The sequence below is a fragment of the Cellulomonas sp. T2.31MG-18 genome (assembly GCF_964266755.1).
Lineage (GTDB): Bacteria > Actinomycetota > Actinomycetes > Actinomycetales > Cellulomonadaceae > Cellulomonas.
The window spans coordinates 417,990-434,040 of record NZ_CAXWGW010000002.1 but is presented as its reverse complement, the minus strand read 5'-3'; the positions used below and the strand labels follow the sequence as shown (position 1 = coordinate 434,040).

Genomic DNA, 16,051 nt, shown 5'->3' with positions numbered 1-16,051 from the left:
TGGGTTGGAATTCTGAACCTAACATGCTGAGTCCGGATTCCAAACCGAGATAGGGTGGGCGCATGCTCGGGATCCTGGGAGGCGACGCGCGGTGCCCCGTCGCGCGCTCGCTGGACGTGCTCGGCGAGAAGTGGACGCTGATGGTGGTGCGCGACGCGCTCGCGGGCGCGACCCGCTTCTCCGAGTTCCAGACGTCGTTGGGCCTCCCCCGAGACGTCCTCGCCGACCGCCTCGACACCCTCGTCCAGGCCGGCGTCCTGATTCGCCGGCCCTACAAGCCCGAGTCCGGGCGCACCCGCGACGAGTACGTCCTCACGCCGGCCGGGCAGGAGCTCTCGCTGGTGCTCATGGCGCTGGGCGACTGGGCGAACCGCAACCGGCCGTCGACCGAGCTGTCGAACCTGGAGTTCGTCGAGGCGGCGACCGGGGAGCGCGTCAGGCCGACGGCGATCGCCGGCGAGCGCCCGGTCGCGACGAAGGACGTCATGGCGCGCCGCCGCGCCTGAACGCCACCGCGGGGGTGCCGGTCCCTCAGGACGACCGGCGCCTCACCTGCCCGGGCAAGAGGACGAGCCGGACGACAGACGCGACGGCGAGCAGGGCGAACGCGATCCGGATCCAGACGAGGTCCGGCCGAAGCGCGCCGTACAGCCCGGCGTCTCCGAGGAGCGTCACGGCGGCGGCCTGGTAGCGGCCCCACGCGGCACTGCGATCCGGCGGCAGGCTGTTCGCGCGGACGAACAGCGCGCCGGCGGCGACGAGCGCCACCACGAACACCAGCATGCTCACGCGCACCTGCATCTCCTCGGATCGATGAACAGCGCGGTCATCGGGCCAGGCGCTCCAGCAGTTCGGGGTTCTCTTCGATCAGGTCGGTGATGAGCCGAGACCTCTCAGCGCGGGCAGCGGCTTCTTCCGCCCTGGTGCGCGACGCGTCGTGCTTCATGTTCTGATCCTGTCGGCAAGCGCGACCGCACGACGGCCCATTTGCGTCGCCCATCGGAGAATCGCTGTACGGATGCCCTGGCCACCAGGGAGGATGTGCGCTCGACGACGAGTCGGCCCGGCGGCCGCTCGTCGTTCGTCGTTCGTCGTCCCCCCGTCGTCGCGACCCCCGGGAGGCCCCGCATGATCGCTCTCGAGCTGCTCGTCGTGCTCGGCGCCGTCATCGTGCTCGGCACGGCCGTCGGTCGCCGCACGCGCGTCGCGCCGCCCATCGTCCTGCTGCTGATCGGCGCGGCGCTCGGCGCGGTCCCCGGCCTGCGGGCCGTGCACCTGCCGCCGCAGCTGATGCTGCTCGTGTTCCTGCCGGCGCTCCTGTACTGGGAGTCGCTCACCGTGTCGGTCCGGGAGATCCGGGCCAACCTGCGCGGCATCGTGCTGTCCTCGACGCTGCTGGTGGTGCTGACGGCGTGGGCCGTCGCGGCCGTCGCGCACGCGCTCGGGGTGCCGTGGGGGCCGGCGTGGGTGCTCGGCGCGGCGGTGGCGCCGACGGACGCGACCGCCGTCGGGGCGATGGCGCGCACGCTGCCGCGGCGCACGGTCACCGTGCTGCGCGCCGAGAGCCTGGTGAACGACGGCACCGCGCTGGTGCTCTACGCGGTGGCCGTCGGCGTGACGGTCGGCTCCGACCACCTGGCGGCGGGGCACGTCGCGGGGCTGTTCGCGCTGGCGTACCTGGGCGGGATCGCCGTCGGCGCGCTGGTGGCGTGGCTCGGCGTGCAGGGGCTGCGGCGGGTGGGCGACCCGCTGCTGGGCAACACCGTGACGGTGCTGATCCCGTTCAGCGCCTACCTGCTGGCCGAGCTGGTGCACGCGTCCGGCGTGCTGGCGGTGGTGGTGTGCGGGCTGATCATCAGCCAGGTGGGGCCGCGGCTGGACGGTGCCCTGAGCCGGTCGCAGAGCAACGCCTTCTGGACGCTGACGACGTTCCTGGTCAACGGCGCGCTGTTCGTGCTGATCGGCATCGAGGCGCACTCGGCGGTGCGCAGCCTCGTGTCCACCGACCTGGTGACGGCCCTGGTCGTCGGCGCCGGCGTGTACGCGGTGATCCTGGTCTCGCGGTTCGTCTTCCTCGTCGCCTCGGCCTACGCGATCCGCGCGATCGACCGGCGGCCGTCGCAGCGGCTGCGTCGGGTGACCAACCGGTCGCGGCTGGTCAGCACGGTGGCCGGGTTCCGCGGTGCGGTGTCGTTGGCCGCGGTGCTGGCGGTCCCGACGACGACGGCCTCCGGGGCACCGTTCCCCGACCGCGACCTGCTGGTGTTCGTCACCGCCGGCGTCGTCGCCACCACGCTCGTCGTCCAGGGCCTGGCCCTGCCGCTCGCGGCCCGCTGGGCCCGGCTGCGACCCGACGACGAGGCCCAGGCGGCCGAGCGCCTGCTCGCCGACCGCACCGCGACCGAGGAGGCGCTGTCCGCGATCGCCGAGGTGGCCACCGAGCTGGGCATCGACCGGGAGGTGGCCGACCGGGTGCGCACCGAGTACTTCGACCACCTGCTGCTGCTCATGGCGCGCGGCGCCCCCGGCCCGGAGGCCGAGCCGGCCGAGCGGCGGCAGTCGCAGGACGCCGCACTGCGGCGGGCGCTGCTGGCCCGCAAGCGGGCCACGGTGGTGCGGCTGCGCGACGAGCGGGCGATCGACGACACGGTGCTGCGCCAGGTGCAGGCACGGCTGGACATCGAGGAGCTGCGGCTCGAGCGGGAACAGCTGGCCCTGGACTGAGCGGGCCCTCGCCGACGGGTCGCGCCCCGGAAGAGTGACGCTCGGGACGGTCCGGCCAGAGGTCCGTGGGAGGGCGCCGCACGCGCGGCTAGCCTGAGGCCGCCGCACGGCTGGCTGCGGTGCACCACTGCCGCACGGGGCTGGTGGGGGGCCCGCTTCGAGGAGACCAACGCAGTGGACGACGTCGACAGTGCTCCCCTCGACCCCGCAGCGCTGAGCACGCGTGACGAGCTGGCACGAGCGCTGACGGCGCTGCGCGAGCGACGCGGCGCCACAGTCCGCGACCTCGCCCGCGCCGCCGGCGTCCCCGCCGCCACCGTGAGCGGCTACCTCACCGGCCGCCACGTGCCGCCGCTGGCGGCCACCGAGCAGTTCGTGCAGGTGCTGGCCGCCCTCGGTGTGCCCGACGACGAGGTTCCGGCATGGCTGGTCGCCGTCACCCGGCTGCGGCGAGCACCCGGCCGTCGACCCGTCACCGCGACGGCGCCCTACCGCGGGCTGGCGGCGTACCAGGCCGAGGACGCCGAGCTGTTCTTCGGTCGGGAGGAGCTCACCGAGGCGCTGACCACGCTGGTGCGCGGGGCGCCCACCACCCCGGTGGTGGTGATCGGCTCGTCCGGGTCGGGCAAGTCGTCGCTGCTGCGCGCCGGGCTCGCAGCACGGCTGCGCGCTGACGGCGTCCGCGTGGTGGTCACCGAGCCCGGGGACGACCCCGCGGCCGGCGTGGCCGCGGCCGCCGACGACCTGGCACCCGGCGCCGTGCTGGTGGTCGACCAGGTCGAGGGCGTGTTCGGCCCCGACGTGCCGGCGGCCGTGACGGACCAGGTGTTCGACCGGCTCGAGCAGCTGCACCGCACGGGCGTCACCGTGGTGGTCGGGTTGCGGGGCGACTTCTTCGACACCGTGCTGGGCGTCGAGACCGGCGCCCGGTGGCTGGTGGAGAACCAGTTCCTGGTCGGCCCCCTGCCTGCCGACGCCCTGCGCCGGGTGATCGCCGAGCCGGCTCGTGCGGCGGGCATCGAGGTCGAGCCCGCCCTGGTCGAGGTGCTCGTCTCGGAGGCCACCGGCGGCCCCGGCGCGCGGCTGGAGCCCGGGGCACTGCCGCTGCTCTCGCACGCGCTGTACGCGACCTGGCTGGCCGCGAGCGGTCACCGGCTCGCGCTCGCGCACTACCGGGAGGCCGGTGGTCTCGCGGGGTCGGTCGCGCAGACCGGAGAGGCGGTGCACAAGTCCCTGACCCCGCAGCAGCAGGCCGCCGAGCGGGGCACCCTGCTGCGGCTGGTGCAGGTGCGGGACGGGTTCTCCGACATGCGGCGATCGGTGCGCGCGAGCGCGTTCACCACGCCCGCCGAGCAGCAGGTGGTGGCGGCCTACGTCGAGGCGCGGCTGGTCACCTCCGACCGCGACCACGTGCAGCTCGCCCACGAGTCGCTGCTCACGGCGCTGCCCCGGCTGCGTGGCTGGCTCGAGGAGGATCGCGACGGGCTGCGGCTGCACAACCGGCTGGCCGAGGCGGCGCAGCACTGGGCGGACTCCGACCGGGACCGCGACCTGCTCTACCGGGGCTCCGCGCTCGAGGCGGCCCTGCGCTGGGTGAGCGGCGGCTCGGGGCACACGTTGACGCAGGCCGAACGCGACTTCCTGGACCGCAGCGACGCGGCGGAGGTGGACCGTGCCTCGGGGCGGCGGCGCGCCACGCGCCGGTTGCGCACCCTGGTCGCGGTGCTTGCCGTGCTGGCTCTGAGCACCGGAAGCCTCGCGGCCGTGTCGGTGGTGCAGAGCAGGCGCTCGGCCCGCGCACGGGACGTGGCGGTGTCGCGGCAGCTGGCCGTGACGGCCCAGCAGCTGGCCACCACCGACCCCGCGCTGAGCGGTCAGGTGGCCGTCGCGGCGACTCGCGAGGCCGACACCGTGGATGGCCGGTCCGCCCTGCTCAGCGCCGCGGGCCGCACACCGGTGTCCCGGCTCGCCGCCACGGGCGAGGTGCTCAACTCCGTGGCCACCAGCCCGGACGGCACCTACGTCGCCCTCGCCGGCGAGGGCGGCCACCTGCTCCTGTGGTCCACGGGCACCGATCCCCACCAGCTCGCCGCCCTGCCGACACCGGGCAGCCGGTACCACGCGGCCTTCACCGCCGACGGCTCTCGGCTGGCCACGGCGGGTGCGAAGGGTGCGCTGGAGGTGTGGGACGTCAGCGACCCCGCCCACCCCGCGGTGGTCCCGGTCGCAGCGGCGGCCACCACCGCGACGTTCTACGGCGTGGCCCTCAGCGGTGACGGCACGGCCCTGGCGGCCGCCGCGTCCGACGGCACGGTGCAGCTGTGGCGAGCCGCGGACGGCAGCTACCAGCTCGCCGGCACCGTCCACGCCTTCACCGGCAGCGTCCAGGCCGTCACCCTCGACCGGACGGGCGCCGTGCTCGCCGCCGGTGGGTCGGACGGCCTGCTCGGGCTGTGGGACGTGCGCACCCCGGCACAACCGGCACCGCTCGGCACACCGGTGAGCTCGGCGGCGGGCAAGATCACGTCGCTCGACCTGAGTCCGGACGGCCGCACCCTCGCCGTCGGGGCGGCCGACGACGCCGTGCACCTGTGGGACGTCAGCTCCCCCGCTGCCGCGGTGGCGGGCCTGAAGCTGGTCGGCCCGGCATCGTGGGTGAACTCCGTGCGGTTCGACGCGACCGGCACGCAGCTCGCGGCCGCCAGCTCCGACAAGCACCTGTGGGTGTGGAGCACCGCCACCGGCGCCGTCACCGCGTCGCTGGCGCATCCCACCACGCTGATCTCGGCGGACTGGAACCACGACGGCAGCAGGCTGTACTCGGGGGGCGCCGACGGGCTGCTGCGCGAGTGGACCTACCCCGGCGACGTGCTGGGCGGGCTCGCCGGTGCCCCCGGGCAGGCCGTGTTCAGCCAGCACCTGCTGGCGACCGCCACCAAGGACGGCGTGCGGCTGTGGGACGTCGGCGACCCGACGCATCCGGCGCTGCTGAGCCTGTCAGCGTTCCCCGGCAAGGCGCGCCTCGACGGCTCGGTCGCCGTCTCGGCCGCCCTGCACCTCCTCGTCGCCGGCGACACCACGGGCGGGCTCAGCTTCTGGGACATCGCCGACACCGCCCAACCTCGGTACCTCAGCTCGGTCCAGGCGCACGACGACTGGATCGACTCGGTCGCCTTCGACCCCACCGGCACCCGGCTCGCCGCGAGCTCCGACGACCGCTCGGTGACCTTCTGGGACCTGACCGCCGGCGTGCCCTCCTCGCCGACGGCACGCCTGAGCCACCTCGACAGCCAGGGCACGTACGTGAACAGCGTGGCGTTCTCGCCGGACTCGCGCACCGTCGCAGCCGCCGTGCTCAGCGGTCGCGTGATGCTGATCGACGTGACCGACCTGGCCAACCCCGCTCCGGTCGGTGCACCGCTGACGGGCCCGAAGGGCTACGTGTACTCCGCTGCCTTCAGCCCCGACGGGCGCACGCTCGCCGCCAGCGGCGACGACAGCTCCATCTGGTTGTGGGACGTGCGGGACAGGACGCGTCCGGAGGCGCTCGGCACGCCGCTGCTCTGGGCCGACGGGCACGCCATGACCGTGCGGTTCAGCCCGGACGGGCACTACCTGGGCGCAGGGATGACGGACGGCACCGTCCGGCTGTGGGACGTCGCGGATCCTCGCGCGCCACGACGGTTCGCCACCCTCGACGGCGTGCCGGGCAACGTCTTCGGGGTGGACTTCTCGCCCGACAGCGGTTACGTGAGCGCCGCGGGCGTCGACAAGACGGTCCGGATCTGGCCCCTCTCGCTCGCCGGGGCACGCGGGACGATCTGCGCGGCGGCCGGGCGCGGTCTGGCGATGAGTTCTGCGGAATGGACCAAAACGGTCGATGGTGTGACACAACCGACGCTCTGCCCGTAGCCCGGAACTGCCGGGAATTCGCCGTACAAGGTCGTACGGTGCGCTGCATTGTTCGGCCCTGCCGCGCTGTGCCGTACTTCTCCTGCGGCACGCAGAGATCGTGCTGCGCGCCTGGCTGCAGGCCTCGTCCGCCCGGGGGTCGGGTCACGAGGCCCGCACGAGCCGCTCGCGGTGCGCGCCACGCGACCGCCGTCGGGTCGGTGGGGACGGCTGCGCGCAGGGGGAACCGCAGCCGTCCCCGGTGGCCCGGTGCGACCCGCAGGGGGGGTCGCACCGGCCCGCCGGGCCGGCTGCCCGACCGGCGGACCCCGCGCCCCGCCGGTCCGCCGTCGACGGCCCGGTGGCCGGGTTCCGCGGCACGGTCGCCCTGGACTGAGGCGGCGCCGGACGAACGGCTACGGGCAGGCCCGCGGCTGCCGATGGTCTGGGCGAAGGCTCGCCAACGGAGACGAGCCGCTCCTCGTGAGGAGGACCTCCACATGCCAGTGCCAGCGCGCCAGGACCCGAGGTGGCAAGCGCTCGTCGAGCACCCCGAAGCCCACACGTACAGCTTTCTCGCGCTACGCATCCTGATGCAGCGCATCGCGCGCAACTCGCCCCTCGCCCCGGCCGCCCGCGCCGCGGCGATCGAGGAGGTGCAGGCGCTCTTCACCAAGAACGAGCGGCTGGTCGCAGCCGACATCCAGTCCATCTTCGGCTGACCCGCCAGCCCCTCATCCGCAAGGAGAGACCATGCCAGGAAAGCTGCTCACCGTCGCCGAGGCCTCCGACGCGATCACCGCAGGCGCGGCCGTGCTCGTCGCCGGCGACGAGTCGCTGCTGCGTCAGCTGCCGCAGGGCCGTTGGATCGGCGGGACCATCCCCTACTTCATGACCGACGCCGGCGGCCAGGTCAACCGCGAGCTCGTCTACGTCGACACGCTGCCCGAGCAGGTCACGGACGTCCGCGTGCGCCGCTGCTCCGCCGCCGAGCTCGACGGCCTCACGTCCGACGCGTTCGACAACGGGTTCAGCGTGATCATCGTCCCGGCCGGCAGCCCCGCCCACAGCCGGTACGCCGCCGAGGCGCCGGAGCTGCCCGGGCTGTTCGACCGCCCGGTGGTCGGCTGGGTCTCCGGCGTGCACCTCGACGACCTGGGCACCGCGAGCGCCAAGGTGTTCGCCGGCTCGGGCACGGACGTCAGCGGCGACGACGCCGTGGTGCTGCACGCAGCCCTGCCCGACGGGGTGCTGGCCAGCGCCGAGATCGTCAACCTGTTCCGGCAGGGCGACGGCGCCACGCTGACGTTCGACTCGACAGGCTTCTCGCAGGACAAGGTGCTGGTGGACGGCGTGCCGCGGGTCTTCTCGGAGTACCTGCAGGAGATCGGCCACGACGTGCGGCTGCCGCTGGTGGCGGACTACTTCGGGGCGATGATCAACGTCTCGTTCCAGTCCGTGCCCGACGACGGCGGCACGGTGGACCTGTACGCGCCGGTGTTCTCCGGCATCGAGTACAAGCTCGCGGCGCCGATCGGTGACTACGTCGGCGACTTCGTCTCGCACCTGCCGGCGAGCTCGGTGACGCCCACCTTCTCCTGCAACTGCATCCTCAACTTCCTGTACTCGGAGCTCGAGGGCAAGCGCACGGGCGACATCGTCGGGCCCATCACCTTCGGCGAGATCGCCTACCAGCTGCTCAACCAGACGCTGGTGTACCTGGAGCTGCACGACTGACGTCCGCGCTGCACAGGATCTGTGCACACGTGTTGTGCATAGATCCTGTGCAGACGTACCGTGCGTGCATGGCCCCCGCCGAGCAGACCCCGCAGACCCCGCAGACCACGCAGACCACGTTCCGCCTGGACGCCGCGGCCCTGAAGGTCCTCGCCCACCCCCTGCGCTCCCGCCTGCTGTCGGCCCTGCGCCGCGGCGGTCCGGCTACCGCCACCGACCTGGCCACAGCCCTGACCACCAACACGGGCGCCACCTCGTACCACCTGCGCAAGCTCGAGTCGGTGGGGCTCGTGGCGGACACCGGCGAGGGTGAGGGCAAGCGGCGGCTGTGGCGCGCGGCCACCGACGCCAACGAGTGGAACGCCAGCGACTTCGCCGGTGACGAGGACGCGCAGACGGCCCTCGGCTGGCTGGTGCGCGACTACAGCCGGCACCTGGGGCAGCAGTTCGAGCAGTGGCTCGACGTCGAGGCGGACTGGCCGCTGCCGTGGCGGGACGCCGCCGGGCTCAGCGACCAGCTGATCGTGGCGACGGCGGAGCAGGCGCAGGCGCTCAAGACGGAGCTCGAGCAGCTGCTGGCCCGGTACCGGCAGATCGGCGCCGGACACCCCGACGCCCGGCGCCTGGCCGTGTACTCGGTGCTGTTCCCGGTGGACCTCGACGAGCGTCCGGACGACGCATGACGGGCGCCGGTGCCACTCGCCAGCACCCCCCGGTGACGGCAGCCACCGCCCGCCGCACGGTGCTGCTGCTGACGGCCACCCGCTGGTTCCCCGTCGGGCTGACCATCGGCGTCACCACGCTGCTCACGCTGCAGCGCGGCATGAGCGTCGCCCAGCTGGGCGTGATCCTGTCGATGCAGGGGTTCGTGGTGCTGGGCCTCGAGCTGCCGACCGGCGGCCTGGCCGATGCCGTCGGACGGCGTCCGGTGCTGCTGGCCGCCTCGCTGGTCGGGGTCGCCTCGGGGCTCGTCTTCATCAACGCCCGCACGTTCGGCGCCTTCGTCGTCGCGCTGGCGCTGCAGGGCGTGTTCCGCGCCCTCGACTCCGGCCCGCTCGAGGCCTGGTACGTCGACACGGCCCGCGCCGACGACCCCGACGTGCGGGTGGAACCGACGCTTGCGCACGCCGGAACCGTGCTGGGGGTCGCCATCGCCGCCGGTGCCCTGCTGTCCGGCGGCCTGGTCGCCTGGCACCCGGTGGCGTCGATGCCGGCCCTGGCGCTGCCGTACTGGCTCGCCCTCGGGTTCCAGGTGGTCAACGTGGTGGCCATCGCGGTGCGGATGCACGAGCACCGGCCGCACACGGCCGCCGCGGGCCGCCGATCGCGCGTCCGCGACGCGCTGCAATCGGCAGCCGGCGCCCCGAGCACCGTGCTGAGCGGAGTGCGCGTGATGGCCGCCTCCCCGGTGCTGCGCGCGCTGGTGCTGGTCGAGGTGTTCTGGGCGACGGCGATGATCGGCTTCGAGACGCTGTTCCCCGTCCGGCTGGCGGAGCTGGCGGGCGGTCAGACGAGGGCCGGCGCCCTGATGGGGCCCGTGTCCGCCGCCGCGTGGGGACTGTTCGCGGTCGGCTCGGCACTCGCGGCGCGGGCCAGCCGGCGGATCGGCGTCGCCTGGACGGCGCTGCTGGCACGGGTGCTCAACGGTGCGCTCGTGGTGCTGATGGGGCTGATGGCGGGGCCGATCGGCCTGGTCACGGCGTTCCTGCTGACGTACACCGTGCACGGTGCCGCCGGGCCGATGCACTCCACGCTGCTGCACCGGGAGGCGGGTGCCGGCACCCGCACCACCGTGCTGTCGATGAACTCGATGGTGTCCGGCGGCGCGTACACGCTGGGGCTGCTGGTGCTCGGTCCACTGGCGGAGCACGACGGTACGCCCGTGGCCATCGTCGTCGCCGGGGCCTTCAGCATCCTGGGCGCCGCCCTGTACTGGCCGGCCCTGCGGCACGAGCGTGCGACCCACGCGTCGGCGCAGGTCACCACGGCGGCCCCGGCGGACGTGTAAGCGGGCCGCTCCCGGTCCGTCACGCAGGGCTTGACAGCGCTCCCACAGCGCACGACCGTTGCACGCACAGCCGGTCCGAGCACTGCATCCACCACACCGGCTGCGACAACGGAGTCCACCGCCGACGCACCGACGCATCGGCCTCAGCAGTGTGGGAGCGCTCTCATGGCTCGACCAGCACGGAAGCTCGTCTCTCTGGCGGCAGCCGCCGCCCTCGTCCTGCTCACCGCCGGCGCCGCCGACGCCCACGGCCTGCCCGGGGCGGCGGGCAACCCGCTGCAGCCCGGCGCCCGGCTGTTCGTCAACCCGCACAGCACCACCGTCGACGCGATGCACCACCTCACCGGCACCGCCCGTGCCGACGCCGCGCTCCTGGCGCGCTACCCCAGCGCCACGTGGTTCACCGACGGCACGCCTCGGGCCGTCCAGAACGACGTCGCCAAGGTGGTCCGCGAGGCCTCCAAGCAGCACAGCGTCCCCGTGCTCGTCGCCTACTACCTGCCCAACCGCGACTGCGGCCAGTACTCCGCGGGCGGCGCCCAGAGCACCGCGCAGTACGAGGCGTGGATCGACGGGCTGGCCCGCGGCATCGGCAACGCGCCCGCCGCCGTGATCCTCGAGCCCGACGGCCTGGGCCTGATCCCCAACTACGTCAGCCGGCTCGACGGCTCGACGAACTGCTCCATCACCGGCGCCAACCCGGCCGACCGGTTCACCCAGCTCAACTACGCCGTCGACGCGTTGAAGGCGCACTCCCGCACGGCCGTCTACCTCGACGCGACGCACACCGCCTGGCAGAACATCGGCGAGTCCGCCCAGCGGCTGCTGATGGCCGGCGTGCAGCGGGCCGACGGGTTCTTCGTCAACGCGTCCAACTACCAGCTCTCACCGAACCTCGCCGCGTACGGGCGCTGGGTGTCCTCCTGCATCGCGCTGGCCGAGCGGGACAGCGCCGCCGATCCCACCGCGTACGCGTTCAACGACAACTGCGGCAACCAGTACTGGAACGGCGGTCCGGCCACCAGCTGGGCCGGCACCGGCATGGACAACGCGCAGGTGTGGCGCAACGAGCCGTGCAGCGGCAACGCGGCCGACCTGAAGTGGAACACCGTCGGCATCGACTCCCGCTACGCCGCCGCGCTCGGTAGCACGCAGCCGACGACGCACTTCGTCATCGACACCAGCCGCAACGGGCAGGGGCCGTGGACCGGCGGCACGCAGTACTCGGACAAGCAGGACTGGTGCAACCCTCCGGGCCGCGGCCTGGGCATGGTCCCGACGACGACCACCGGCACCCCGCTGCTCGACGCGTACCTGTGGATCAAGGTGCCCGGTGAGTCCGACGGCCAGTGCAGCCGCGGCACCGGCGGCACCACCGACCCGGAGTGGGGCGGCATCGTCGACCCCGCCGCGGGCGCGTGGTTCGCGGCGCAGGCGCGCCAGCTGATCGCGCTGGCCAACCCGCCGCTGGCGTAGGCGCAGTTCGCACAGAGGTCCACTGGCCTCGCAGCGCAGGACGGCCGACGGCCGCCGCTCCCCGCCCTCCGCGGGAGGCGGCGGCCGTCGAGGCGTCAGCGTGCGGTGACGCCTCCCACTGCTGCCGCCGGGGGTCGGCAGCGCAGCAGCTCCAGGTCTGCAGCACCCGACACCTCGACGGCGCCTGCCGAGTGCGGGACCAGGAGCGTCTGCCCTGGTCGCAGCGGCACGACGGAGCCGTCGTCCGGCCGCAGCGCGCCCTGACCGGCGACGATCACGACGACCGCGAACCCCGGATCCCAGCTCACCGGCCCACGGGACCGGTCGGCGCGGAAGAACTCCGCGGCAGCGGGCAGCAGTGGCCCGACGGTGGAGGCGTCGGCACCGCGCAGCGCCTCGACCTCGTCCGCCGACCAGGCGCGCCGGTCGACGGCCGCGAGCGCCGTGCCGAACCCGAGCCCGAGGTGGCCGAGCGCGGCGCCGTCGATCCGGAAGCCGTCCCACTCCATGAGGATCGAGAGGTCGGTCGGCTCTTGGAGCTCCACCACGAAGGCGCCCTCGCCGATCGCGTGCGGCAGCCCGGCCGGCACCAGCACGGCGTCACCGGCTCGCAGCCGCAGCGTGTGCATCGCACCGAGCATCGCGGCGGTGTCCTGGTGCTGCACCCAGCCGGCCAGCTCGTCGTCGGACACGTCCCGGGCGAACGCCAGGTGCACGTCGGCCGGCTCGAGGGCGATCCACGCCTCGGTCTTGCCGTGCGCCAGGCCCAGGTGCGCCGCGGCGAACTCCCGGTCGGGGTGCGCGTGCACCGGCAGCCGCTCGCCCGCGTCGAGCAGCTTGACCAGCAGGGCGGTGTCCGACCCGAACCGCCGGACGTGGTCCTCGCCGAGCCACGCCACGGGGTCGGCGGCGACGGCATCGCGCAGCAGCCACCCGTCGGGCAGCCGGGTCAGCCCCAGGTCACGCTCGCCGAACAGCGGGGTGACCGAACCGACCCAGTCCTCCGGCACGTGGTCGCCTTCGGCCGCGGCGCCCCGGAAGGCGCGGATGCGCGCGCCCCCGGCGTAGAAGCGGTCCGCCGGCTGGTTCGCGGCGAGCTCCACCACGGTCATCTGCCCTGCTCCTCCTGTCGAGGCTCGTCTCCCGGCACCGGGCGCAGGCCCACGCTGACCCCCGTCTCCCACTCCGCACCGGGCTCCAGCACGGGTGCGCCCGCGGCCCACCCGTCCCGCTCCGGCCCGAACAGGGGTGCGTTGGACGGTTCGACGCCCAGCACCCACGCCCGCTCGGCCAGCCAGGCCCAGGTGTTCAGCCGGGGCAGCGTGGCGACGGGCCACTCGACCACCACCTCGACGCCGGCGCCCGTGCCGGTCAGCACCGCACTGGCCCGCTCGCCGGTGGTGGTGGGCCCACGGTGCTCCGCGACCACCGGCTCGAGGCCGACGGCGGGGCTCGGCAGCTCGAGCGGGTGGCGGCCCGCCGGCAGCGGCTCGCGCGTGACGTGGTCGCGGTAGGGCACGCGCAGGCGCGCACCCGGACGCAGCAGCGGTGCGCCGAGGTTGACGTGGTACAGCAGCGGGACGCCGACGGGCCGGTCGCCGACGTTGCGGACGACATCGCGCACCTGCACCCAGGGCGTCCCGGTGGGCACCACGACGTGGCGCTCGACGACGATGCGCGCACCGCCCAACGACGTGTGCGCCACGCTGCCGCTGACGTGCACCTCGAGCGCCGAGGCGGTCCGCTCCCGCCACCACCGCACCTCGTAGGCGGACGTCAGGTGGTGGGTGCCGTGCTGACCGGAGCCGGCGCGCGGCTCACCGATGTTGTCCGGCCCGCAGGTGGCCAGCAGCCCGCCGCGGAACCGCTCCTCCCAGCCCCGGCCCGGGCCGGGGTCCACCGGGTTCGGCGACCGCCAGGCGACCGGCACGCCGCCCCACCACACGGGGCCGAGGTCCAGCCCTCGGTCCGGCAGCACGTCCACGGCCAGCCCGCCGGCTGCCCGCACCACGAGCACCCGCTCACCACCGGCCCGCGTCACCTCGTCGACCGAGGCGACCGCGTCCGGCAGCGACACCATCCCGCTGTCGAGCAGCGCCGCCGCGTCCACCGGATCGGTCGGCCCGCTCATCCCCGCACCACCGCGGCGATCAGGCCGCCGACGAAGGTGTCGCCCAGCCCGATCGTCGTCGGCCGCGGTACGTCCAGGTCGAGCGCCGGGACGACGCAGACCTCCTCGCCCAGCAGCGCCTCGAGCCCCGCCGCGAACCGGGCGCCGGCGGCGTTGACCGGCCCGGCGCCCACCACGTCGTAGTCGGCGGCGGTGAAGTCGTCGCCCAGCGCGTACCGGGCGCCCGCCATCGTGACGCCGCCGCGCAGCGCGTCCCGCCACTCGCGGCTGCGAGGCCCGTACGTCAGCGCCCAGCACCCGCTGTGCACCAGCAGCGTGCGGGCCGGCACCACCTGGTGCAGCGCCCGCAGGTGACCCACCATCGCGGGTGCGTCGAGCAGGTCCACCTGCTGCCCGACGTACGCCTGCATCTCGTCCTCGTTCATCCCGTACAGGTCCACCGCGTCCAGCAGCCGTTCGCGGACCAGGGCACTGAGCGCCGGCACGTGGAAGCCGGCGTCCTCGTAGACCACCAGCGCGCCGGGCGGCAGGTGCCGCATGTGGCGGCGCAGGTCGTCCAGCCGCTCGGCGAGCATGTCCGCGTCGCGGATGGTGTTGAACCCCGAGACGAGGAACACGTCGGCCTCGGCCAGCACGGCGCCCAGCTCCTCGCTGAGCAGCAGCTCCGCGTTCGGCGGGTCGTTGGTGTAGATCAGCCGGTTGGGCCGCGGCGCCCGTAGCAGGTCCGGTCCCAGCTTCACGGTGGCGCCGGCGGGGTACTGCACGATCAGGTGCGGGTCCGTCGAGTCCTGCTCGGCGCTGCACACGTAGGCGACGTCCGTCGGCAGCAGCCGCCGCACGTGGTCGTCGATGCTGACCAGGTGCACCGTGCTCGGCAGGTCGAGCTTCGCCATCGCGATCGCCGCCCGCACGCACGTGCCGCCCAGCGTGATGCGGGTGTCGAACCGGGCGGCGAACCGCTCGACGACGGCGGAGGAGGCGACGTACCGCTCTCCCCCACCGCCGTCGCGCAGGAACGCGAGGACCGTCCGCACCAGGTCGCGCTCCGAGTCGATGGGCAGCAGCCGGTCGAGCTCGTCAGCCGCGATCCCGTACGCCTCGGCGAGCGCCTGCACGGTCGGGTCGTCCCACGTGACCTCGTAGTCGACCGTGCCGCCGAGGCCCAGAACCGCGTTCTTCATGGCTCAGTACAACCTCAGAACAGCAGAGCCTTGCCGGCGGCGTCGAACAGGTCGATCTTCTCCGCCGCGGTGACCTTCATCGCCGCGATGCTCGGCGGCTGGATCGTGTTGGGCTCGCGCACCGTCGGGTCGGCCAGCACCTCGCGCATCCTGCGGTGGTAGCTCGCCTTGATGTCGCTGGAGATGTTGATCTTGTTGATGCCCAGCTTCACGGCCTGCGCGATCTCGTCGTCGGGGTTGTTCGACCCGCCGTGCAGCACCAGCGGCACGCCGACCTTGGCCTTGATCGCCTGCAGCAGGTCGAGCTTCAGCGCCGGCTTCATCCAGTCCGGGTACAGGCCGTGGCACGTGCCGATCGCGATGGCCAGGCTGTCCACGCCGGTCGCCTCGACGAACGCGACCGCGTCGTCCGGGTCGGTGTAGATGATCGTGTCCGAACCGTCCTCGGCCTCGGCATCCATCTTGCCGATGGTGCCCAGCTCGCCCTCGACGGACAGCCCGACGGCGTGCGCGGCCTCGACCACCTTGCGGGTGATCGCGACGTTCTCGTCGAACGGCAGGGCCGAGGCGTCGATCATCGTCGAGGTGAAGCCCGCCTGGATTCCGGTGAGCACCTGCTCGTAGGTGGCGCCGTGGTCGAGGTGGATCGCGACGGGGATGTGCGTGCGGTGCGCCGTCGCGATGATCGACGGCAGCAGGTCGACCCCGATGTGGCTGAGCTCGTCCGGGTGGATCGCGACGATCAGCGGCGCCTCCTTCTCCTCGCTGATCTCGACGATGCCCTTGTACATCGCCCAGTCGCTGATGTTGAACGCCGGGACCGCGAAGCTGTTCGCGTCCGCGACCGCCAGGATGTCCTTGCCACTCACCAACATGTTCGGTTCTCGCTTCCTTGTCTTTTCG

13 protein-coding genes are annotated in these 16,051 nt (G+C 73.7%); 8 read left to right on the top strand and 5 right to left on the bottom strand.

From position 1 onward, the window contains the following. Positions 1–62 precede the first annotated feature (62 nt). Positions 63–506 carry a winged helix-turn-helix transcriptional regulator gene (locus tag ACFQTY_RS09895; protein WP_378099880.1) on the top strand — a complete coding sequence of 148 codons (444 nt, stop codon included), beginning with the start codon at positions 63–65 and terminating at the stop codon, positions 504–506. Positions 507–531: 25 nt separating this feature from the next. Here the strand turns inward: ACFQTY_RS09895 and ACFQTY_RS09890 are convergent, their stop codons facing one another. Continuing rightward, positions 532–795 carry a hypothetical protein gene (locus tag ACFQTY_RS09890; protein ID WP_378099878.1) on the bottom strand — a complete coding sequence of 88 codons (264 nt, stop codon included), beginning with the start codon at positions 793–795 and terminating at the stop codon, positions 532–534. 333 nt (positions 796–1,128) lie between these two features. Between ACFQTY_RS09890 and ACFQTY_RS09885 the strand changes: the two genes are divergently transcribed. The 7 genes from ACFQTY_RS09885 (at position 1,129) to ACFQTY_RS09855 (ending at position 11,836) form a co-directional block, all read left to right on the top strand. Next, positions 1,129–2,724 carry a Na+/H+ antiporter gene (locus ACFQTY_RS09885; RefSeq protein WP_378099876.1) on the top strand — a complete coding sequence of 532 codons (1,596 nt, stop codon included), beginning with the start codon at positions 1,129–1,131 and terminating at the stop codon, positions 2,722–2,724. 174 nt (positions 2,725–2,898) lie between these two features. Further along, positions 2,899–6,636: a helix-turn-helix domain-containing protein gene (locus ACFQTY_RS09880; protein ID WP_378099873.1), complete on the top strand. Its 3,738-nt coding sequence runs from the start codon at positions 2,899–2,901 to the stop codon at positions 6,634–6,636. Positions 6,637–7,115: 479 nt separating this feature from the next. Next, complete coding sequence (locus ACFQTY_RS09875; RefSeq protein WP_263732249.1) at positions 7,116–7,337, top strand: hypothetical protein; 222 nt, start codon at positions 7,116–7,118, stop codon at positions 7,335–7,337. A 31-nt stretch (positions 7,338–7,368) separates the two neighbouring features. Next, positions 7,369–8,352 (top strand): DUF6976 family protein, encoded by a 984-nt coding sequence (locus tag ACFQTY_RS09870; protein ID WP_378099871.1) that lies wholly within the window; start codon positions 7,369–7,371, stop codon positions 8,350–8,352. A 68-nt stretch (positions 8,353–8,420) separates the two neighbouring features. Beyond that, positions 8,421–9,035, top strand: coding sequence for an ArsR/SmtB family transcription factor (locus ACFQTY_RS09865; RefSeq protein WP_378099869.1), 615 nt, complete (start codon positions 8,421–8,423; stop codon positions 9,033–9,035). A gap of 32 nt (positions 9,036–9,067) precedes the next feature. Then, positions 9,068–10,360 carry an MFS transporter gene (locus tag ACFQTY_RS09860; protein ID WP_378099866.1) on the top strand — a complete coding sequence of 431 codons (1,293 nt, stop codon included), beginning with the start codon at positions 9,068–9,070 and terminating at the stop codon, positions 10,358–10,360. A gap of 165 nt (positions 10,361–10,525) precedes the next feature. Next, positions 10,526–11,836, top strand: a complete 1,311-nt coding sequence (locus tag ACFQTY_RS09855; protein WP_378099864.1) for a glycoside hydrolase family 6 protein — start codon at positions 10,526–10,528, stop codon at positions 11,834–11,836. A gap of 95 nt (positions 11,837–11,931) precedes the next feature. Here ACFQTY_RS09855 and ACFQTY_RS09850 read toward each other — a convergent pair whose 3' ends face one another. From ACFQTY_RS09850 to ACFQTY_RS09835, 4 genes are read right to left on the bottom strand one after another with little or no spacing between them, the layout of a single operon-like run. Beyond that, a complete protein-coding gene (locus tag ACFQTY_RS09850) occupies positions 11,932–12,948 on the bottom strand; it encodes a type I phosphomannose isomerase catalytic subunit (protein WP_378099862.1) in 1,017 nt (338 codons plus the stop codon). Further along, positions 12,945–13,967 carry a DUF4432 family protein gene (locus tag ACFQTY_RS09845; RefSeq protein WP_378099861.1) on the bottom strand — a complete coding sequence of 341 codons (1,023 nt, stop codon included), beginning with the start codon at positions 13,965–13,967 and terminating at the stop codon, positions 12,945–12,947. The genes ACFQTY_RS09850 and ACFQTY_RS09845 overlap by 4 nt, the downstream gene beginning before the upstream one ends. Then, positions 13,964–15,148: an ADP-dependent glucokinase/phosphofructokinase gene (locus tag ACFQTY_RS09840; protein WP_378099859.1), complete on the bottom strand. Its 1,185-nt coding sequence runs from the start codon at positions 15,146–15,148 to the stop codon at positions 13,964–13,966. The genes ACFQTY_RS09845 and ACFQTY_RS09840 overlap by 4 nt, the downstream gene beginning before the upstream one ends. Before the next feature lie 14 nt (positions 15,149–15,162). Next, on the bottom strand, positions 15,163–16,023 hold the full coding sequence (locus tag ACFQTY_RS09835) for a ketose-bisphosphate aldolase (protein WP_378099857.1): 861 nt from the start codon (positions 16,021–16,023) through the stop codon (positions 15,163–15,165). Positions 16,024–16,051: the final 28 nt, after the last annotated feature.